The sequence below is a fragment of the Pseudomonas cichorii genome (assembly GCF_018343775.1).
GTDB classification, from domain to species: Bacteria; Pseudomonadota; Gammaproteobacteria; order Pseudomonadales; family Pseudomonadaceae; genus Aquipseudomonas; species Aquipseudomonas cichorii.
The window spans coordinates 2,385,168-2,406,211 of record NZ_CP074349.1 but is presented as its reverse complement, the minus strand read 5'-3'; the positions used below and the strand labels follow the sequence as shown (position 1 = coordinate 2,406,211).

General features: G+C 59.0%; 18 protein-coding genes. 10 read left to right on the top strand and 8 right to left on the bottom strand.

Annotation, left to right across the window (positions count from 1 at the left end; genetic code table 11):
• Window positions 1-136: 136 nt before the first annotated feature.
• From KGD89_RS10685 to KGD89_RS10665, 5 genes are all read left to right on the top strand, one after another.
• Complete coding sequence (locus KGD89_RS10685; protein ID WP_025259775.1) at window positions 137-1,114, top strand: aldo/keto reductase; 978 nt, start codon at window positions 137-139, stop codon at window positions 1,112-1,114.
• Window positions 1,115-1,215: 101 nt separating this feature from the next.
• On the top strand, window positions 1,216-1,848 hold the full coding sequence (locus KGD89_RS10680) for an NADPH-dependent F420 reductase (RefSeq protein ID WP_081741929.1): 633 nt from the start codon (window positions 1,216-1,218) through the stop codon (window positions 1,846-1,848).
• A 55-nt stretch (window positions 1,849-1,903) separates the two neighbouring features.
• Window positions 1,904-2,377: a (2Fe-2S)-binding protein gene (locus tag KGD89_RS10675; protein WP_025259773.1), complete on the top strand. Its 474-nt coding sequence runs from the start codon at window positions 1,904-1,906 to the stop codon at window positions 2,375-2,377.
• A gap of 14 nt (window positions 2,378-2,391) precedes the next feature.
• The gene (locus KGD89_RS10670) at window positions 2,392-4,629 is read left to right on the top strand and encodes a xanthine dehydrogenase family protein molybdopterin-binding subunit (RefSeq protein WP_025259772.1); all 2,238 of its coding nucleotides are present in this window, start codon (window positions 2,392-2,394) and stop codon (window positions 4,627-4,629) included.
• Between the two features lie 30 nt (window positions 4,630-4,659).
• On the top strand, window positions 4,660-5,025 hold the full coding sequence (locus KGD89_RS10665; RefSeq protein ID WP_236249374.1) for a c-type cytochrome: 366 nt from the start codon (window positions 4,660-4,662) through the stop codon (window positions 5,023-5,025).
• Between the two features lie 2 nt (window positions 5,026-5,027).
• Here KGD89_RS10665 and KGD89_RS10660 read toward each other — a convergent pair whose 3' ends face one another.
• From KGD89_RS10660 to KGD89_RS10645, 4 genes are all read right to left on the bottom strand, one after another.
• Window positions 5,028-5,936 (bottom strand): AraC family transcriptional regulator, encoded by a 909-nt coding sequence (locus tag KGD89_RS10660; protein ID WP_025259770.1) that lies wholly within the window; start codon window positions 5,934-5,936, stop codon window positions 5,028-5,030.
• 119 nt (window positions 5,937-6,055) lie between these two features.
• The gene (locus tag KGD89_RS10655) at window positions 6,056-7,342 is read right to left on the bottom strand and encodes an NTP/NDP exchange transporter (protein ID WP_025259769.1); all 1,287 of its coding nucleotides are present in this window, start codon (window positions 7,340-7,342) and stop codon (window positions 6,056-6,058) included.
• A 79-nt stretch (window positions 7,343-7,421) separates the two neighbouring features.
• Window positions 7,422-7,766 carry a hypothetical protein gene (locus KGD89_RS10650; RefSeq protein ID WP_025259768.1) on the bottom strand — a complete coding sequence of 115 codons (345 nt, stop codon included), beginning with the start codon at window positions 7,764-7,766 and terminating at the stop codon, window positions 7,422-7,424.
• Between the two features lie 306 nt (window positions 7,767-8,072).
• The gene (locus KGD89_RS10645; protein WP_200985961.1) at window positions 8,073-9,056 is read right to left on the bottom strand and encodes a PQQ-dependent sugar dehydrogenase; all 984 of its coding nucleotides are present in this window, start codon (window positions 9,054-9,056) and stop codon (window positions 8,073-8,075) included.
• A gap of 446 nt (window positions 9,057-9,502) precedes the next feature.
• On the opposite strand from KGD89_RS10645, the gene KGD89_RS10640 reads away from it, so the two are divergent.
• The 5 genes from KGD89_RS10640 to KGD89_RS10620 all read left to right on the top strand — a co-directional run bounded on the left by KGD89_RS10640 (window position 9,503) and on the right by KGD89_RS10620 (window position 16,951).
• Entirely contained in the window at window positions 9,503-10,207 is a 705-nt protein-coding gene (locus KGD89_RS10640; RefSeq protein ID WP_025259766.1) for a heavy metal response regulator transcription factor, read from the top strand.
• Window positions 10,204-11,592 carry a heavy metal sensor histidine kinase gene (locus tag KGD89_RS10635; RefSeq protein WP_025259765.1) on the top strand — a complete coding sequence of 463 codons (1,389 nt, stop codon included), beginning with the start codon at window positions 10,204-10,206 and terminating at the stop codon, window positions 11,590-11,592. The genes KGD89_RS10640 and KGD89_RS10635 overlap by 4 nt, the downstream gene beginning before the upstream one ends.
• 197 nt (window positions 11,593-11,789) lie before the next feature.
• Window positions 11,790-12,527, top strand: a complete 738-nt coding sequence (locus tag KGD89_RS10630; RefSeq protein WP_025259764.1) for a hypothetical protein — start codon at window positions 11,790-11,792, stop codon at window positions 12,525-12,527.
• An 82-nt stretch (window positions 12,528-12,609) separates the two neighbouring features.
• Complete coding sequence (locus KGD89_RS10625) at window positions 12,610-13,788, top strand: efflux RND transporter periplasmic adaptor subunit (RefSeq protein WP_025259763.1); 1,179 nt, start codon at window positions 12,610-12,612, stop codon at window positions 13,786-13,788.
• Between the two features lie 7 nt (window positions 13,789-13,795).
• Window positions 13,796-16,951, top strand: coding sequence for an efflux RND transporter permease subunit (locus tag KGD89_RS10620; RefSeq protein WP_051427725.1), 3,156 nt, complete (start codon window positions 13,796-13,798; stop codon window positions 16,949-16,951).
• Window positions 16,952-16,984: 33 nt separating this feature from the next.
• Here the strand turns inward: KGD89_RS10620 and KGD89_RS10615 are convergent, their stop codons facing one another.
• The 4 genes from KGD89_RS10615 to KGD89_RS10600 form a co-directional block, all read right to left on the bottom strand.
• A complete protein-coding gene (locus KGD89_RS10615; RefSeq protein ID WP_025259762.1) occupies window positions 16,985-18,004 on the bottom strand; it encodes a transketolase family protein in 1,020 nt (339 codons plus the stop codon).
• A complete protein-coding gene (locus tag KGD89_RS10610; RefSeq protein ID WP_025259761.1) occupies window positions 18,001-18,849 on the bottom strand; it encodes a transketolase in 849 nt (282 codons plus the stop codon). Before KGD89_RS10610 ends, KGD89_RS10615 begins: the two co-directional genes overlap by 4 nt.
• A 17-nt stretch (window positions 18,850-18,866) precedes the next feature.
• Window positions 18,867-20,171: an MFS transporter gene (locus KGD89_RS10605; RefSeq protein WP_038399806.1), complete on the bottom strand. Its 1,305-nt coding sequence runs from the start codon at window positions 20,169-20,171 to the stop codon at window positions 18,867-18,869.
• A 94-nt stretch (window positions 20,172-20,265) separates the two neighbouring features.
• On the bottom strand, window positions 20,266-21,015 hold the full coding sequence (locus tag KGD89_RS10600; RefSeq protein WP_025259759.1) for an SDR family NAD(P)-dependent oxidoreductase: 750 nt from the start codon (window positions 21,013-21,015) through the stop codon (window positions 20,266-20,268).
• Between the last annotated feature and the right edge of the window lie 29 nt (window positions 21,016-21,044).

The following is a 21,044-nucleotide window of genomic DNA, read 5'->3' as shown; positions in this document are numbered from 1 at the left end:
CGCTTCTTTAGGCAATGATTCGAGCGTAATGGGTAATTCGGGAAATGTGCCGCGCCCTATAGTTCCTCACAGGAACCCTGTCGCGGTTCATCACCTTTGTGGGCCTCATGCTCACACCCGTTTGAGAAACTGAACGATGAAATATATATCCATCGGTGGGCTCGAAGTTTCCCGTATAGGGCTCGGCGCAATGTCAATGTCGGCCTTTTATGACATCGGGACAGCCAACGACGATGACTCCGTCAGGACCCTTCACAGGGCGCTTGAGTTAGGGGTCACTCACCTGGACACCGCCGAAATCTATGGCCCCTATATCAATGAAGAACTGGTGGGTCGGGCCATCAAAGGGCGTCGGGACAAGGTCGTGCTGGCCAGCAAATTCGGGATTGTTTCCCACTCGAACGGTGGGCCTGGAGTGCTCGACAGCAGCCCGTCGAATATCCGCACCGCCGTCGAAGGTTCGCTGAAACGCCTAGGTACCGATTACATCGATTTGTACTACCAGCACCGTGTCGATCCGGGTACCCCGATCGAAGAGACCGTTGCGACACTGGCTGACCTCGTCAAAGAGGGAAAGATTCGCCATATCGGCCTGTCCGAGGCTTCGCCGTCCACAATCCGCCGTGCTCACGCCATACACCCGATCAGCGCCCTGCAAACGGAATACTCTTTGTGGAGCCGTGATCCCGAGGCGGTATTACTGCCATTGCTGCGAGAACTGGGCATCGGTTTTGTGCCGTATTCACCACTGGGCCACGGTTTCCTCACCGGCGCAATCCGTTCTCCCGAGCAGATTGGTGACGATGACTGGCGCAAGACCAACCCACGTTTTATCGGCGAAAACTTCCAGCGCAACCTGCGCATCGTTGAGCAGGTAAAGGCTGTGGCTGACGAGTCAGATGCGACCCCGGCTCAAGTGGCGCTGGCGTGGTTGCTGGCTCAGGGTGACGACATTGCACCGATTCCAGGCACCAAAAACTTGTCGCGAGTCGAGGAAAACACAGCGGCGGATCAGCTTGAGCTCAGTGCCGGGCAAATCCATCGCCTGAACAATCTCACGCCTGCTGCAGGCGAGCGCCATAGCGTAGAAGGAATGGCCGCCATAGACCTTTGAGGATCGTTTTCATGCCAACTATTCGTCGCGCTGTTCTGATGGCCATTATGGTTTTATCAACACTGTGGCTCTTCCCTGCCACAAGTCATGCCGAGCCCAGGATGCGAATCGGGGTGATCGGTGCCGGCTCACATGGCGGGACTCTCGGTCGGCTCTGGGTACAAGCGGGTTACGAGGTCATGTTTTCGTCGCGCACTCCGTCAGAACTTGAGCCGATGGTCAAACAGCTGGGGCCGCGAGCGTCGACAGGCACCCCGCAGCAGGCGGCAGAGTTCGGCACCGTGGTGTTTTTTGCCGTGCCTTATAACGCCCTCGTGCAACTGGGACAGGATCTGACCCCTGCCCTGCGCGGCAAAATAGTCCTGGATGCCACCAACCCGCCTCCCGATGAAGGCAACGCCTTGTCCCGCGAAGCCTATGCCAATGGCGTAGGCGAAACCTCAGCCAGATACTTGCCCGGTACCCGACTGGTTCGTGCTTTCAGCGCTGTCGATGCGACCTCTGTCAGTGCCTCTGCACGTGGACAGGGACCGAAACTCGGCGTCCCCATCGCCAGTAATGACTCGCAGGCACTGGAAGTGGCAGCCCGGCTGGCCCGTGACATTGGCTGCGAGCCGGTCATCACCGGCAACCTGGCCACGGCCCGCACCTTTCAACGGGGTGGCCCTGGGTTCAGGGCCAATACCGATGCCGTTGAGTTGCGCCAGTTGCTGGGTTTGCCTGCGGGCACCTGAGCACCTGCACGTTTGAAAGACTCGCCCCCATCCAATCACTGAGAGCTGACCCACCATGAGCGCCCTCAATATCAACGGCAAAGACCACGTAGTCGATGTAGACCCCGCAACGCCTGTCCTCTGGGTCTTGCGCGACACTCTGGGGTTGAGCGGCACCAAGTTCGGCTGCGGAATGGCGCTTTGCGGTGCTTGCACAGTGCATCTGGACGGACAGGCCATACGCTCCTGCGTGACGCCGATATCGGCAGTCGCAGGCAAGAAAATCGTCACGATCGAAAGCGCAACCGATGGCCACGACCCCATAGGTGCAGCGGTCCATGCCGCCTGGGTCAAGCACGACGTAGCGCAATGCGGTTACTGCCAGAGCGGGCAGATCATGAGTGCGACCGCCTTTCTCAAGGCCCAGCCCAAGGGCAGGCAACCGACACCTGAGGAAATCGACTCCGCCATGGTCGGCAACATCTGCCGCTGCGGTACCTATGCCCGCATACGCGCAGCCGTGGCCGACGCTGCTCAAACTCTTGCCTGACTGGAGCTTTCATCATGTTCAACGAAACCGTCCCGGATGAGTTGCCACGTGCGTTGCAACACCTGCTTGAACGTGACCAGAAGCGCGAACCGGTCATGCTGGCGCGCCGCAATTTCCTGAAAATGGCCGGTATCGGCGGGCTGGCCATCGGTGCCTTTCCCCACTGGGCCATGGCAGAAAGCGGCAGCACTGGCCCGGCACCTCTCAAGCCTTCGCAACAGCCGTCGGCCTTTGTGCAGATTGCCTCCAACGGTGAAGTGACGGTGACCATCAACCGGCTGGAGTTTGGCCAGGGCGTACAAACCGGCCTGCCAATGATTCTGGCCGAAGAACTCGATGCTGACTGGAGCCTGGTGCGCAGTCGCAACGGCAACAGCGACGCAGCCTATCAAGACCCGTCTTTCGGCATGCACCTTACCGGCGGCTCAAACTCAATCAAGAACAGCTACCTCCAGTATCGCGAACTGGGCGCACGGGCACGCGCCATGTTGCTCACGGCAGCAGCCACACGCTGGAAGGTAAACGTGACAAGCCTGCGCACACAGTCAGGAATGGTCATCGGGCCAGGTGGCCGCAAGGCGAGCTACGGTGAGCTGGCCGAAGCCGCAATGGCATTGCCCGTACCGGAAACAGTCACGCTCAAGGACCCCAAGGATTTCAGAATCATCGGCCGTGCAACAACACGTATCGACGCCAAGGCCAAAAGCAGTGGCCAGCAGGATTTTGGCATCGACATGCGCCTGCCTGGACAACTCACCGCCGTGGTCGCGCGCCCACCGATCTTTGGTGCCCGGCTTAGCTCGGTGGATGACAGTGCAGCTCGTGCAGTGAAAGGCGTAAAAGCCGTGCTGCGTATTCCGCTCGATCGCGGCGCAGAAGGCGTGGCGGTGGTGGCTGACGGTTACTGGCAAGCCAGACAGGGACGCGATGCACTCAAGCTGCAATGGGATACCGCAAACCTCGAAAAGGTAGACAGCGAAAAGCAGTTGGCTTCTTACCGGGAGCTGGCAGAGCGCCCCGGCCCGCGAAGCTTCGAGGCCGACATGACGCCGCTGGCAACAGCGCCGCATCAATTGCAGGCGGAGTTTGTGTTCCCGTACCTGGCCCACGCGCCCATGGAGCCGTTGAACTGTACCGTCCAGCTTTCTGAAAAGCGCGCCGAGCTTTGGGTGGGCACCCAGTTTCCCGGCACAGACAATGCGGCTGCCGCACGCGCTCTTGACCTCAAGCCTGAGCAGGTAAACGTGAATGTACAGATCGCTGGCGGTGGCTTCGGTCGGCGTGGCCTGCACAGTTGCGACATCGTTGTACTCGCGTGTGAAGTGGCCAAGGCAGCCCGGACAGCAGGTCTGAATGTACCAGTGCGTACGCTCTGGAGTCGCGAGGACGATATAAAGGGTGGCTACTACCGCCCCATGCATTTGCACCGCGCACATATCGGTTTTGACGACAAAGGCAACGTGCTGGCCTGGGACCATGTTCTGGTCGGGCAGTCCATCACCAGCGATACCATGTTCAGCGGCATGGTAAAGAACGGCATCGACAGGACCGCAACGGAAGGCATGCGTGATCCCTATCCGTTCCCCATGCGCCTGACCGTGCACCATCCGAAACTCAACGTTCCGGTTTTATGGTGGCGCAGTGTGGGCTCCACTCACACCGCCTTCGTGATGGAAACACTGATTGATGAAATCGCACGGACAACCGGCCAGGACCCTGTGGACTATCGGATGCGCCTGTTCGCCGATCAAAACCCACGCCACCGTGCCGCCCTGCAACTGGCGGTGGAAAAAAGCGGCTATGGCAAGGCGCAGCTACCCGCAGGCCGTGCCTGGGGAGTGGCCGTGCATGAGTCCTTCAGTTCGATTGTCGCCTACGTAGTACAAGCCTCGGTACGTGACGGGCAACCGGTGCTGCACCATGTCACGGCCGGTGTGCACTGCAACCTCGCGGTCAACCCGCGCAGCGTGGAAGCCCAGGTACAAGGTGCAGCCGTCATGGGCCTGTCGATGTGCTTGCCAGGCGGCGCAATCACGCTGAAAGACGGAGAAGTGCAGCAAAGCAATTTTGCAGACTTCAGCGTGCCACGCATCACTGACATGCCTGAGTTCGCTGTACATGTCGTGCCGAGCGCCGAGCCGCCGACAGGAATCGGTGAGCCTGGCCTCCCCCCTCTCGCACCGGCTTTCGCCAACGCCATTGCCCGGCTCACTGGCAAACCGCTGCGTGAGCTGCCTTTCAAACTCGCGTAAGCGAATGCTGATCAATAGAGAGAAAACCAATTGACCTACTACCTGAACCCGAAATCTGCGCACAAACCGCAAGGCGTCATGATTGCCGCACTGGTCATGTCTCTAGGGGCATTTGCCAGCCTCCTGTTGCCAGCACAGGCCCAAGCCAGCCAGGCGTTGGCCCAGCGCTATGTCTGCACCGCCTGCCACCAGCCCGCTGCAAGGGTCGTTGGCCCGTCCTGGAAGGAAATCGCGCAAAAGTATAGCGACGGCAGCACGACAGCAGAGCAAATAGCCGCCAGTATCAAATCGGGCAGCACCGGCAAGTGGGGACCGATGTCGATGCCCCCGCAAGCCCAAGTTTCCGATGCCGATCTGAAGTCGATCGCGCAGTGGCTACTGGATGGCGCACCCTAGCATCACACACGCATCCGCTTGATATCCCTCTGGGGCGGCGCACCAAACAATCGGCTGTATTCACGACTGAACTGCGACGAGCTTTCATAACCCACCAACCCGCTGGCGCGGCTCGCATCGATATTCTGGCTCAGCATCAACTGCCGGGCCGCTTGCAGCCGCAATTGCTTCTGGTACTGCAACGGGCTCATCCCCGTGACGGCCCGAAAGTGCTGGCGAAAAGTCGATGGGCTCATATGGGCATGTTCCGCCAGATCGTCCATACGCAGGGTTTCCCGAAAATTCAGCTTCAGCCAGGCAACCGTTCTGGCGATGTGATTTCTGGGTGAACCGGCAGCCACGATATGCAGCAATTGCGGGCCATGCGCGCCATTCAGAAGACGAGTGATGATCTCTTCCTTGATCAGCGGAGCAATGGACGCCAGTAAATCCGGCTCACCAAGCAGATCGACCAGACGTCTCAACGCATCGAGTACGCCGGCGTCCAGCGCCTGTACGGTAATCGGACGAAACTCGTCGTCTTTCATGCGCGGCGACAACTGCATGCGCTCGGCCACCTGCATGACCGTGGCACTGTCGAAGGTCAGCATCATGCCCAAGAACGGTTTGGCAACGCTGGCCTTGGTGACATTCGAGAACACCGGCAAATCGATGCTGGTCACCATCGACTGGCCAGGGTCATAGGCGAGCACCTCATCGCCGACAATGGCCTGCTTGCCGCCTTGTAACGTCACACCGATCCCCAGACCGTAAATACAATGCACTGGCAACGTAGCGGCCTTGCGCCGATGCAGGCTCAGGCCGGGAATCGCGGTGACCAGGTCCCCTTCACTGCGCAGCAGCTGGCTCACCACGTGGGCAAGCTGGCTGGTATCGCTGCTGGTCTGATTGTTTTCGAAAGAAGACTGCACGTTCGACTCCTTGGCACTATCAGGTCTATAACTGGCCACGAACACCCCCCTCAGCACTGCGGACAATGTATGCCGGGTCTTGCTCAAGCCATTTCAAGGCGTGCTGCACGACCTGAAAATCAAGGTTTTTCATGGGTTACCTGCGTGTCGACAGACGCCCTTTCCCGGTGCCGTCTGGATAGCCAGAGGCACAACGCCCCCCACAGACCAGCGACGGGCACGATGACGATGGCCAGAGCGCCAAAACCTGCACCCAACGCCGTCAAGCCAACGGACAACCAGCCACTGGCCGCGTCGCCTCCCCGGTACACCAGGGTTTCGATCACATTCTTTGCCTTGTACTTTTCCTCACGGGTGACGACGGTCCAGAGCACTTCACGGGCAGGACGCACCACGGCGAATTCGATGGCGCGACGCAAGCCCTGCGCCAACGCAACGGTCGCAGGAACGGGAGCCATGGCCATGGCGGTAAACGCCACGATGGTCGCCAGCGGCAGCGAGATCAGCGCGCCACCGACGCCGACCAGCCGGATCAGCGGCCCCGTCAGCAAGAGCTGGAAAATCAGGGTCAGCGCTGACACGACCAGATCAATGATGGCAAAGAACCGCGTTCTGCTGCCCACATCCGAGTAACTGCCGGCAACAATCCGGCCCTGCTCGAAATACAGGAAAGTGGCTGCCGTGGTATGCAAGAGCATGAACAAGACCAGCCCCAGCAGATAAGGTGAGCGCGAAATCAGCGTGATACCCGCCAGCACACTGCCGCCCATGCTTCGCTCGCTTTGTAACGGGCTTATGGATTGCGCCTCGGTGCGAGACAGAAGCCCCCGATAGCAACGCACGGACAGTTCAAGCAGCAACGCCGCTGCAAAGGTCAATGCCAGCGGCCCCAGCCTGGTTGCCATTCCCGCCGCGAGTAATGGGCCGACGAAAGTCCCCAGGGTTCCTCCCGCCGCCACGAAGCCGAACAGTCGTCGACCTTGCTCGCTGGAGAATCGATCAACCAGCACACTCCAGAAAATGGAGACGATGAACAGGTTGTAGACGCTGATCCAGACAAAAAACACCTGCCCGACTCTGACTGGCGCAACCCGGTTGGCAATCAGCACACCGAATATCAGCATCGTCAACGCAACGAGCCGATAGATCAAAGGCACGAAACGCTTCGCAGGCAGGCGGGAAACCAATGCACCAAATAACGGGACCATCAGCAGCATCACCAGGAAGGTCGCCGTAAACAGCCATTGCAGTTTGTCGGCACCGCCCTCCAGCCCCAAAGCATCACGCAGAGGGCGCACCAGGTAATAGCTGGCCAGGACACAGAAATGAAACGCGAACCCCAGCAACAGCGCCGCTCGCTCGGACGGCTGGACGTTTGTCCATTTGAATGCCTTGGCAGGTATCAAAACCGGTTACCCACCGCTGAAACGGGTGAATGAATAACAAGAGACATGGCGAAAGATCCTCTACGGGTCATGTGGGCACTCAAGGCAACACCGGCTGCGCCTGCACTCGCGCAACCGTATTGAAAGCGCTGAACAACAACGCGCGGGAGTGGTGTTGGCGGGCCAGTTGAAACAGGTCCGGCTCTATGGCTTGAGCTTTCTCAATCGCTTGCTGGCCCTGACTTACAGAGGACCACAGAAACTGCATGAGCACTCTGTCGCCCGCCTCACTGACATTGACCTGAGCACTGATGAATCCCGGATAAAAACAGGTAAAACGTTCAGTGCGAGCAATCAATGCCGCCGCCAGATCCTGAGCATGAAGCGGATCGACGATGAATTCCACGAACTGACTGAACAGGGAATCGTGAGTTGAAAAGCTCATGAGCGGTCTCCAAAAGGCAGTCTTTGGGGCCAGGATCACTCAGCATAAACTCAGATCCCGTGCAGCCTGACGCAGTATCCTGCGCTGAAGGCCATGACCGATTGCCTGATCGGCGCTATTGATTGCTCGATTCAACGGAGTTTTACTCACCTGCTCCGAAAAACAACAAAGATTACAAGTTATTTCAAAGGCGGCAGACTGCCCAAACCGACGAGTCAACTCATGCCTCGCACATGGAAGATATAGCCAATCTGCACTCGTTCATCCAGTGCACGGCAGCCCCTGCGCAGCACCGTCCTCAACACGTCAAAGATGATCGGGCCTGAGATTGACCAGCATCCCTCCAGCCCCATCCTCTACCAGCCAGACAGCCCCGTCAGGCGCAATGGCGACATCCCGGATTCGCTTGCCGAGGTTCCAGCGGTCTTCTTGTCTGGCCATACCACGCGGATCAACGGAAACACGGATAAGGCCGGTGGCCGACAACGATCCGATCAGCGCAGAGCCGTTCCAGTCAGGGAACAACGGGCCGCTGTAAAAACTCATGCCTGCCGGAGATATGACCGGTGTCCAGAATAGCGCCGGGGCGGCGAACTCCGGACGTCGCTCCTGATCATGGTCCGGTATTGGCGAGCCGCCGTAGTTGTCACCGTTCGAGACTACCGGCCAGCCGTAGTTTCTCCCTGCTTGCAGCAGGTTGAGTTCATCACCGCCCTGGGGTCCCATTTCATGCTGCCAGAGCTTTCCATCCGCTGAAAAAGCCAGTCCGTAAGGGTTCCGGTGCCCGCTGGTCCAGAGCTGAGCCCTTACCCCGCCCCGGCTCGCCATGGGATTGTCAGCCGGTGTCGTGCCGTCGAGGTTAAGACGCAGCACTTTCCCCAATGCAGAGTTCAGGTCCTGGGCCGAGTCGGGGTGGCGTCTGTCACCTGAGGTCAGAAAAAGGTGTTGGCCGTCAGGAGAGAATGCGATGACCCCGCCCGGCTGACTACCCATGGCTTTGGGCTCCTGCCGCCAGATGACCGTGAGGTCCTTCAGCGCAGCGCCCTGCTCAGTCTCATCCAGCCGACCTCGGGCCAAGGCAAGTCCGCTGCCTCCCGCTACCGGCTCAACAAAACTCAGGTAGACGCTGGAATCCTGGTCAAACGTGGGTGACACCGCGACGTCGAGCAACCCGTTTTGTCCGCCGTATTGAACCTGCGGAACACCCTCGACCTCCTTTTTTACGCCGTCCTGGGTGGTCATAAACAGACGACCTGCCTTTTCGGTGACAAGCAGCCGAGAGTCAGGCAAGAACGCAATGGCCCAGGGTTCCCTGAATGCAGCAACGGGCGTTACGGAAAATGGGCGAGAAGTGCTGGGCGGCTGTTGGCCGGCATTCGGAGCGTTTTTTGCAAATGAGGGCGGTGCAATCAAGGCAAGAAGCCCGCTGACGAGTACCAGGCAATGACGAGGGCGTTTACTTCCAAGACTTCTCATAGAACTCCATGACTCGCTGACAACTCGATTCAACCGGGTAAATATTGAAGCCCGAATTTATGATCCCGTCGTTGACAGCAAGGTGACAGGTAACTGACGGCAAACCGACAAAGCTGTTTTCTGGCTGGCTGGCCATTCCTGACAAAAATGTCAGGTAGCGGTCAGGCTGTAGACATGCATCCCCTCTACCCTGTAATGCTGATAATTCCCCTATTTGAAGCAGCCGATTGCCATGCAAGGCTGCGCACCAGGAGTACAGAATGCGTCTGCTGATGGTTGAGGATGAAGAAAAGACATCCTCCTATGTTCATCGCGGTCTGAGCGAGCTGGGCTATACCGTCGACATTGCCAGCAATGGCATCGACGGCCTGCATCTGGCCGTGGAGATCGATTACGACGTCATCATTCTCGACATCATGCTGCCCGGCAAAGATGGCTACGGTGTTCTGGAAGGCCTGCGCCAGAAGAAGAAAACACCGGTCATCATGCTGTCCGCGCGGGGCACTGTAGATGACCGGGTCCGAGGGCTCAGGGAAGGTGCCGATGACTACCTGGGCAAACCCTTTTCCTTCGCCGAACTGGTCGCCCGTATCCAGGCGCTGATACGTCGCAGCAGCGATGCGATAGACCTGACGCATATCCATATCGACGATCTGGAAGTGGACCTGCAAGCCCGCAAGGTCATGCGCGGTGGCGTTCGCCTGGACCTTACCGCCAAGGAGTTCGCCCTGCTGAGCCTGCTGGCTCGGCATCAAGGCGAAATTCTCTCCAAGTTGATGATCGCCGAGCAGGTATGGGACATGAACTTCGACAGCGACGCCAATGTCGTCGAAGTAGCAATCAAGCGAGTGCGGGCCAAAATCGACGCGCCTTATCCAGACAAGTTGCTGCATACCGTGCGCGGCATGGGCTATGTACTGGAAAAGCGCGAAACCCCAAGCATCAAAAGTAGCATCACACCATGAAACTATCGATCTCGAAACGGCTGGCACTGCTGTTTGCTCTGGCCATGGCGCTCATCATGTCGGTCAGCGCGGTCCTGCTGCGCAACTCCCTGAAAGAGTCGCTTCAAGGCCAGATCCGCAATGAACTGGCTCTGCGCCATTTCATGCTGGACCCCGCTGTCGCCAAGTACGAGAGCCGCGCAGACTGGATTGGCCTGCACAAAAAACTGGACGACCTTACGCCGTCGGACAAACGTGTGCGCCACTGGGTCCTGGCCGGTGATACCTATTTCAGCTATGGCGACCCCATGCCGGATGGCCAGGACTGGTCCAGGCACCCCGATGGTACAGCGGTGATGAACATTGCTGACAAGAGCCCGATGTTCCTGATGATCAAGACCATTCCGGGCTCGGCGATTCGTCCGGAACTACGCTTTATCATCGGCCTGGACTACGCCCCCTTCCGCGCCACGCTGAGGGAGTTCACCGAAACCCTGATCATGACGTCGGCCTGGGCAATGCTTCTGGCGGCACTGGTCGGTTACTGGGTAGCACGTGCAGGTCTGACACCGGTGCGCAGGCTCAGCCAGCAAGCCAACAACCTGCCTCCCGGCGACTCGAAAAAACGCCTGGACACCACGGCGCTGCCCAATGAACTGCAAGAGCTTGCGACCTCGTTCAATGGTGCATTGAGTCGGCAGGAAGCGGCCTGGCAACAACTGGAAGGCTTCAATGCGAATGTGGCCCACGAGCTGCGTACGCCTCTGACCAACCTGATAGGCCAGACCCAGGTCGCACTGGCCCATGACCGTGACATCAATGAGCTTCAGGATCTTCTTCAGTCCAACCTGGAAGAGCTGGAGCGCATGGGCGGTATCGTGAACGACATGCTGTTTCTGGCCGGTGCCGAGAGCGGCGAGAGAATCACCGAACTGAGTGAGGTTTCTCTTCAGGAAGAGTCGTCCAAGACCGTCGAGTATCTGGAGCCGGTGCTGATAGAAAAGAATCTGGTTCTCGCCATTCACGGTGACATGCGGATTCAGGTAGACAAGCGCCTGTTTCACCGCTCCCTGGCCAACCTCCTGCAAAACGCAGCACGCTATGCCCCGGTTTCCAGCACACTGACCATCCATCTCGCCCGCAAGGAAAAACATGTCGAGATCAGCGTCTCCAACGTGGGCGAGCACATTGACAATACGCATCTGCAGCGCCTGTTCGAGCGTTTCTATCGGGCCGATGCCGCCCGCGCCCGAAGTGACTCGCATCACGGCCTGGGGCTCTCCATTGTCCGCGCTGTGGCGTCCATGCATGGCGGCAGCGTTTTTGCCCGAAGTGAAAACGGCCTCAATACCTTCGGTTTCTCGGTAATGATTGACCCGCCAACCTCAAGAGTCGCCCCCGCCTGACCCTGTTCACGGGTCTGATCAGACTGGCGTTTGACATGTTCCTGTCAGCCGCCAGTCACTCTGACGTCAGTTCCTCCTCTCTAAAGTAAGCCCACGATTGCTGCTCTGATGCCTGCGTGAACAACGCGCTATCAGAGCCAGTGACGGGCGTCGCGTCTGGCAGAACCTCTTGCCATCAGCCGGAAGGAGAAACGCACATGAGCCACCCTGATACCTACGACAGCGTCCTTGCCTCATTCCAATGGCAATCCATGCCCGACAGTAACCCGGGCAGGAAGAATTTTCTGCTGTCCGTATTTGCCGAGCAGCGCACGGTTGCAGAGAGGACAGCTTGCGGCAATATCGATCAGAAAGACTATCTGCTTGCCTTGATCGACAAGGCATCGAAGCCATCGACCTTCGATGCCGATCGACTTCGCCATGTCATCACTGAAGCGGCGGACAAAGGCCACTGGGGCAAGCTTTCACGAAAAGGAAGAGCACAGGGCATCGCCGCACACTACGACTCATCGACATACATGGCGGTGGTACTCGATGTAGAGGTGAGTGATGAGGGTCGCTTGATCATTCATGAAGCTGTGATTGCTGCTGACCTCGGCCCGCTTGAAAGTCCAGGACGCATGCGCTCACAGCTTGAAGGCGCTTGCCTGATGGGCGTAGCGCTTGTGACGTCATGCGATATCGGCCCGACCACAAGTCACCCATACCCGGTGGATGCCAGTCGCAATAGCTGGCCGCTCGTGTCCTTGTTACCCAGGCAAATCGCGGTACACCTGATAGATGCCGATCAAGACCTCAATGCCTGCCAGCCTGGCCAGGTGAGTTACGTACCCTTCGTGCGGGCCTTGTGTAATGCCATCGTCAACGCGATGGGCAGCCGTACTCACCCCTTGCCATTCAAAAGCCGTTCGATCGAAAGAAATAGAGGAAGTTGATACCCCGTTCGCTATCCGCACGCCGCTACCGCTTTTCCCCTTAATCCCCCTGTCCCATGAATCCCTCAACGGAGCTATATCCATGAGCATTCGAGTTGCGAGAGTACCCAGGCTCCTGTTGTTCATCGCCCTTGCTTCAAGTGCAGGTATTGCAGTCTGGTACACCCCGATGCTGTCAGGCTCCAGCACACCGCCGGCAGCGGCGGCTGCTCCGGTAGCTGTCGCCATGATGCAGGTAAAAAAGAACACGATACGGACCTGGGACGATTTTTCAGGGCGCCTGGAAGCCGTTGATCGCGTGCTCATACGTCCTCAAGTGGCTGGCCAGATCAAGGAAATCCGTTTTCAAGAAGGTCAACTGGTCAAGCAAGGGGATGTTTTGCTGACCATTGACGCCGCGGTCTATGCCGCCGCAGTTGCACAGGCAGAAGCTCAGGTCGCCTCCGCCAGAGCACGCAAGCTCTACACCTCGGGTGAGGCCGAGCGAGCACGAAAACTGTGGCCTGCCCGGGCCATTGCCCAGAACATTCTGGAGCAGCGCGAAAACGAGGCGCTGGAGGCTGATGCACAGTTGAAGGCCGCTCAGGCCAACCTGCGGCTGGCGCAGATAAACCTCGGCTACACCGAGGTACGAGCACCTATTTCGGGTCGGATCGGACGTCGCGAAGTCACTACGGGGAATCTGGTAGCCGCAGGCCCGGAAGGTCCTGTGCTGACGACTCTGGTATCGGTAGATCCGATTTACCTGAGCTTTGACGCAGACGAACAGGCGGTCGTGCGAGCGCTCGATACATTCTCCCAGCGCGATCAACTGGCCAATGTTCCCGTGCGCGTCACCGGCCAAGGCTTCCAGGCCACCGAAGGCCGCTTGCAGTTACTCGACAACCAGATCGACCCACAAAGCGGCACGGTGCGTATGCGCGCCGTGCTGGCAAATCCAGACGGGCAGCTTGTGCCTGGCCAGTTCGCCCGCTTGCAAATGGGACAGGTGCAAGCCCGTGAGGCCATTCTGGTAGAGGAACGATCAATTGGTACGGATCAGGATCGACGTTACGTACTTATCCTTGATGACCAGAACAAGGTCAGTTATAGGCAGATCTCGCTTGGAGCGCGGGTCGATACGCAACGCATCGTGACCTCGGGGCTGGCTGAAGGCGACCGCATCATTGTCGATGGTATGCAACGTGTGCGTCCCGGAGCGCTTGTAACGCCTCAACCCGTTATCGATAACGGCTCATCCCTCGCCTCCAACAAGATCTGAAGCCCAGATGAATATTTCAAGATTTTTCATCGACCGTCCCATCTTCGCCGCCGTCCTTTCGATATTGGTGGTCGTAGCAGGCCTGGTCGCGATTCCATTGCTACCGGTGTCCGAATACCCGGAAGTTGCCCCGCCGACCGTGGTGGTCAGTGCCCGGTTTCCGGGTGCGAGCCCGGAAGTCATTGCACAGACAGTGGCCATGCCACTGGAAGAAGCCATCAACGGCGTCGAGAACATGCTCTACATGAGCAGCCAGGCGACAACCGATGGCCTGCTGACGCTGACGGTGAACTTCCAGCTGGGAACGGACCCGAATCTGGCTCAGCAACTGGTTCAGAACCGGGTCCTGCAAGCGGAAACCCGATTGCCCGAAGAGGTCCAGCGGCTCGGCGTAACCACCATAAAAAGCACGCCCGACCTGACGATGGTGGTACACCTGTATTCGCCGGGTGAACGCTACGACATGGCCTACCTGAACAACTATGCGATCCTCAATGTGCGCGACCGGCTCACCCGTATTCAGGGTGTCGGAAGCATCCAGGTGCGTGGAGCTGGCGAATATGCAATGCGCATCTGGCTGGACCCTCAGAAGCTGAGTGAACGCGGGCTGGCGCCAAGCGATGTCGTGACCGCGATCCGTCAGGAAAACCTTCAGGCGGCGGCAGGCATCATCGGTGCCAGTCCCAGCCCGAGCGATGTCGTTACACAGATGTCGATCAGTGTGCAGGGGCGTCTCAAGGATACTCAGGAGTTCGGCAATATCGTGGTGCGCACCAGCCCCACCGGTGCCGTGACTCACCTGCGCGATATCGCCCGGATCGAACTGGGCAGCGCCGAATATGCCGCCAGGGCACTGATGGATAATCAGCCCGCTGCGGCGCTGTTAGTGACACAGGCTCCCGGCTCCAACACCGTCGAAATCGGCAACGAAGTACGACGGATCATGGCCGAACTGAAACAGCAGATGCCTGAAGGTGTGGACTACCGGATTATTTTCGACCCCACGCAGTTCGTCACCGCTTCCATCGAGGCTGTAACCACCACATTGCTGGAAGCGGTCGCACTGGTGGTGCTCGTGGTGATCCTCTTTCTCCAGACATGGCGTGCCTCCATCATTCCCTTGCTGGCCGTTCCGGTGTCAGTGATCGGCACCTTTGCCGTGATGCAGGCCTTTGGCTTCTCGATCAACACCCTGACGCTGTTCGGCCTGGTGCTGGCCATTGGCATAGTGGTGGATGATGCAATCGTCGTCGTGGAAAACGTGGAGCGCAACATTGAAGCAGGCCTGACGCCCAAGGAGGCCAGTTATCAGGCCATGCGTGAAGTCTCGGGCCCGATCATTGCCATCGCACTGGTGCTGTGTGCGGTATTCGTGCCCCTGGCTTTCAGTAGTGGGCTCAGCGGCCAGTTCTATCGTCAGTTCGCCCTGACAATCGCCATATCGACGGTGATTTCGGCCTTCAATTCCCTGACATTGTCTCCGGCCATGGCCGCCCTGCTGCTCAAGTCCCATGATGCACCCAAGGACTGGCTGACACGGGTCATGGACCGATTTCTCGGTCGATTCTTCCATGGGTTCAACCGGCTGTTCAGCAGAGGTGCGCAAGGTTATGGCACTAGTGTGCGTACAGCTCTGACACACAAGGGATCGCTTCTGCTGATCTACATGCTGCTTGTGGGCGTCACCGTGCTGCTGTTTCGCACCGTGCCAGCCGGTTTTGTGCCGGCTCAGGACAGGACCTATCTGCTTGCGGTTATCCAGTTGCCCGATGGCGCAACCCTGGACCGTACAGAGAAAGTCGTGAGGCAAGCCAGCGACATTGCCTTGCGCCACCCGGATGTTCGCGCATCGCTGGCCTTTCCCGGCATGTCGGTGAACGGCTTCACGAACAGCTCCAATGCGGGCATTGCCTTTATCAACCTCAAGCCCTTCGACGAACGTGTAGGTGAAGCCCATAGCGCCAGGGCAATTTCTGCTGCGCTGGCCCGCGAGTTTTCGGCAATCAAAGAGGCCCGTATCATTCTTTTCAACCCGCCTCCCGTTCGTGGTCTCGGAACGACGGGCGGATTCAGGCTTCAGCTTGAGGACCGTGCAGCACTCGGGTATGCCGCGCTTGACGAAGCCTCCAAGCGCTTCATCGCCGCAGCTTCTCAGGCGCCCGAACTGACCGGCATGTTCTCGAGCTTTCAGGTAAACGTTCCGCAATTGCGGGCGGAGGTGGACCGCGTCAAGGCCAGGCAACTGGGGGTGCCGGTCAATGAAATCTTCAGCACATTGCAGATATACCTGGGCAGCCTCTACGTAAACGACTTCACTCAATTCGGTCGCACTTACACGGTTCGCGCCCAAGCCGATGGCGAGTTCCGCGCCCAGGCAGAGGATGTCGGAGCACTGCGGGTGCGGTCGCAAAGCGGTGAAATGATTCCTCTGGAAACCTTGCTGTCGATCCAGCCCGGCTATGGGCCGGAACGGGCAATGCGCTACAACGGTTACCCCAGCGCCGATGTCAGTGGAGCCGCCGCTGCTGGTTATTCAAGCAGCCAGGCTCGCGAGGCCGTGGAAAGAGTTGCCGCCCAGACGCTACCGCCAGGCATAGCGTTCGAGTGGACCGACCTCACCTATCAGGAAATTCTTGCGGGCAGCAGCGGCTGGTGGCTGTTCCCGCTGGCTGTCCTGCTGGTGTTCCTGGTACTGGCCGCGCTTTATGAAAGTCTGGCCTTGCCGATGGCAATTATCCTCATCGTGCCCATGGCGCTCTTGTCGGCACTCACCGGAGTGTGGCTGACAGAGGGCGACAACAATATCTTCACGCAGATCGGCCTGATGGTTCTGGTAGGGCTTTCAGCGAAAAATGCCATTCTGATCGTGGAGTTCGCTCGGGAACTTGAATTCAATGGCCGCTCACCACTCCAGGCCGCCATCGAATCCTGCCGCCTGCGATTGCGCCCGATTCTCATGACATCCGTGGCATTCATCATGGGCGTATTGCCGTTGCTTTACTCGACAGGTGCGGGTTCAGAAGTTCGCTATGTCATGGGGGTTACGGTGTTTGCGGGGATGATTGGCGTGACGTTCTTCGGGCTTTTACTGACCCCGGTGTTCTATGTCGCGATGCGCAAGCTGGGTGGCAACCGACCTTTGCATCGGCATGCCAGCCTGTAAAGCGCGCCTGCCCCGGGCAAGCGCGCTGCTTGCCTAGAGCCAGGCCTTTATCTGCTGGCTCACCGCGTTGGTTGAAATTCCGTAACGGTCATGAAGCGTCGGCAAGGCTCCGGCATCCAGGAAGGCATCCGGCAGGGCAATCTGCCGGAAGGTCGGGGTTACGCCGTTGCGCAGCAGCACACCCGCCACTGCTTCGCCCAGGCCACCGATGATCGAGTGGTTTTCAGCCGTCACCACCAGTCGGCCCGGTTTGCGTGCCTCGGCCAGGATGGTCTGTTCATCCAGCGGCTTGATGGTCGGGACATGCAATACCGCCACGTCCACGCCATCGGCCTGAAGCTGTTTGGCAGCCTCAAGGGCGCGCATGGTCATCAGGCCCGTGGAAATGATCAGCACATCGTTACCGGTCCTGAGGGTTTTCGCCTTGCCCAGCTCGAAGGTATAGCCGTACTCGTCCAGCACCAGAGGCACGTTGCCACGCAGCAGGCGCATATAGACCGGGCCTTGGTGGGCGGCAATGGCGGGTACGGCCTGTTCGATTTCCAGTGCATCGCAAGGGTCGACGATCATCAGGTTCGGCATGGCGCGAAAGATCGCCAGATCATCGGTGGCCTGATGGCTTGGGCCGTAGCCAGTGGTCAGGCCCGGCAAGCCACAGACGATCTTGACGTTCAGGTTCTCTTCGGCAATCGCCATGCAGATAAAGTCATAGGCACGACGCGAGGCGAACACCGCATAGGTAGTCGCAAACGGCACGAAGCCTTCCCGGGCCATACCCGCTGCGGCGCTCATCAGCAACTGTTCGGCCATGCCCATCTGGTAGAAACGCTCGGGATGGGCCTTGGCGAAGATATGCAGGTCCGTGTATTTCGACAGGTCGGCAGACAGCCCGACAATGTCCTGACGCTGATCGGCCAGAGCCGCCAGGGCATGACCAAAGGGAGCCGAACGGGTCGCCTGCCCTTCGGAGGCAATCGAGGCGATCATGGCCGAAGTGGTGAGGCGTTTCTTCGGCGCTTCGCTGCTAGGCGCGTTGTTTTTCAAAGTGCTCATACGGTTCTCCCAGCGTCCAGATTGTCCAGTGCGACATCCCACTCGTGCTCATCGACACGAATGAAGTGGGTCTTTTCACGGGTTTCCAGAAACGGAACGCCCTTGCCCATGCGGGTATCGCAAATGATGACCCGCGGCTGTGCTGCGCTATGGTTGCGCGCCGCATCGAAGGCCTTGACCAGCGCCTCCAGGTCATTGCCATCGACCCGCTGGGTAAACCAGCCAAAGGCCTGCCAGCGGTCGACGATGGGCTCAAACGCCAGGATTTCGCTGGAATGGCCGTCGGCCTGCTGGTTGTTCACATCGACAATGGCAATCAGGTTATCGAGCTTCCAGTGGGAGGCGGACATCACCGCTTCCCAGGTGGAACCTTCATTCAGTTCGCCGTCGGACAGCAGGTTGTAGACGAAAGAAGACGACTCCTTGCGCTTGAGCCCCAGGCAGGCTCCCACAGCGATACCCAGCCCGTGGCCCAGTGAGCCACCGGTGATTTCCATGCCCGGTGTATAGGCCGCCATGCCTGACATGGGCAGTCGGCTGTCATCGGAGCCGTAGGTTTCCAGCTCATCGGCAGGAATGATTCCGGCCTCGATCAATGCGGCATACAAGGCAATCGCATAGTGGCCGATGGACAGGTAAAAACGGTCCCTGCCCTCCCACTCCGGATCTTCGGGCCGATGGTTCATGGAATGGAAGTAGGACACCGCCAGCAGGTCGGCAGCGCCGAGCGCCTGGCCGACATAGCCCTGGCCTTGAACCTGCCCCATGCGCAAGGCATTGCGACGAATGTTGTGGGCACGCTGCGCCAGTGTCAGGGTGCCGGTTTGTAAATCAGTAGCAGTCATCAGAAAAACTCCTCAACTTAGCGGTTGACCAGTGCAGCCGGGACACGCAGCACCAGAAAGGCACCAAAGACCAGCACGCCTGTAATCAGGTACATGCCAATGGCACTGGAGCCTGTAGTGGTCGTGATCCAGCCGATCAGATAGGGGGAACAGAAGCCGGCAAGGTTGGCAAAGCTGTTGACCGCCGCGATGCCTGCCGCCGCCGATACGCCACCCAGCAAGGTGGTGGGCAGCATCCAGAACATCGACGACGCGGACAGAATTCCGGCAGCGGCCAAGCACAGGCTCATGATCGACAACAGCAGGTTGCCGCCCATTACGGCCGCCAGACTCAAGCCAGCCGCACCCGCGATCATCGGGATCACCAGATGCCAGCGCCGCTCGCGGTGCTTGTCACCGCTGCGCCCCATCAGCAGCATCGCGAAGATGGCGCAGATGTAAGGCACGCTGCTCAGCAGGCCGATGTGCAACGGGTCGGACACCCCGGCATTACGCACCAGCGTCGGCAACCAGAACGTGATCGCGTACTGGCCCATGACCACGCAGAAGTAGATGCCCGCCAGCAACCACAGACGCCGGTCGCGAATAAAGGCACCTGTGGATTCATGGACGACTTTCTGGCTGTTGTCTTCTTCAAGCTCGCGCAGCACCAGCGCTTTTTCATCGTCATTGAGCCAGGTGGCCTGATGCACGCCGTCCTTGAGATAGCCCAGTACCATCAAGCCGACCACAACGGTGGGAATGGCCTCAATGACGAACATCCATTGCCAGCCAGCCCAACCCTGGTAACCGGCAAAGCTGTTCATGATCCAGCCCGACAGCGGCCCGCCGATCATTCCCGACAGCGGAATGGCGACAAACCACAGCACCGTCATGCGCGCACGACGATAGGACGGAAACCAGTAGGTCAGGTACAGCAACAGGCCGGGAGCCAGGCCCGCTTCGGCAACCCCCAGCAAGAAACGCAGGACATAGAACTGCCAGGCCGTTTCCACAAAGGCAAAAAGCCCCGAAATGATGCCCCAGGTAATCATGATCCGGGCAATCCAGATCCGGGCGCCGACACGGTGCAGGATGATGTTGCTGGGCACCTCGCACAGGAAGTAGCCGATGAAGAACATGCCGGCACCCAGGCCATAGACCGCCTCACTGAGGGCCAGGTCGTTCATCATCTGCAATTTGGCAAAGCCGACGTTGACCCGATCCAGATAGGCGCACAGGTAGCACAGCATCAGGAATGGCATCAGTCGCCAGGCGGTCTTGCGATAAGCGTTGGAGCGCACGGTGGTGACCGCGTCCGCAGACAGGGTGGTCGTTGTCATGATGGTCTGATCTCTTGTTTTTATTGACCGCCAGGCTCGTGACCCGGCGGTATCATCGATACAGAACAGTACGGGCAGGATTGGCCCGCCCGGTTTAGTGAATCAGCATGCCGCCATTCACATCCAGGGTAATGCCGGTCAGGTACGAAGACAGATCGCTGGCCAGGAACAGTGCCGCATTGGCCACATCCTGAGCCACGCCCAGACGTCCGAGGGGAATGCCGTCGATAATCGCGTGGCGACGCTCATCCTGCATCAGACCGCCGGTGATGTCCGTATGGATCAGGCCCGGCGCAATGGAGTTGACCCGCACATTGTCCGGCCCAAGCTCCCGTGCCATGGCCTTGGCCAGCCCCAGCACACCGGCCTTGGCTGCGCTGTAGTGAGGACCGCCAAAGATACCGCCGCCACGCTGGGCGGAAACCGAAGACATGCACACAATGCTGCCGCTGGCCTGCTTGCGCATGGCCGGGATCACGGCCTGGGACATGAGCAATGTGCCACGCAGGCTGACATCCAGCACCTTGTCGTAATCGCTGCGACCGATGTCGAGGGTCTTGAGTGGCTGAGTGATGCCAGCGTTGTTGACCAGCACGTCGATGCGGCCGAAGTGTTCCAGAACGCGGGCAACGGCCTGAGAGACATGGGCTTCGTCCGCCACGTTGGCGGCCAGCCCCAGATGGCCTTCGCCCAGAGAGGCGGCAGCGTCACGGGCGGCAGACTCATCCAGATCCAGAATGACCACGCGGGCGCCCTGTTGGGCGAACGTGACAGCAGTGGCTCGACCAATGCCGCGTGCAGAGGCGGCGCCGGTAATGATTGCAATCTTGTCTTGAAGAATCATGGGCAGGGTTCTCCTGAATTGTTTTTATT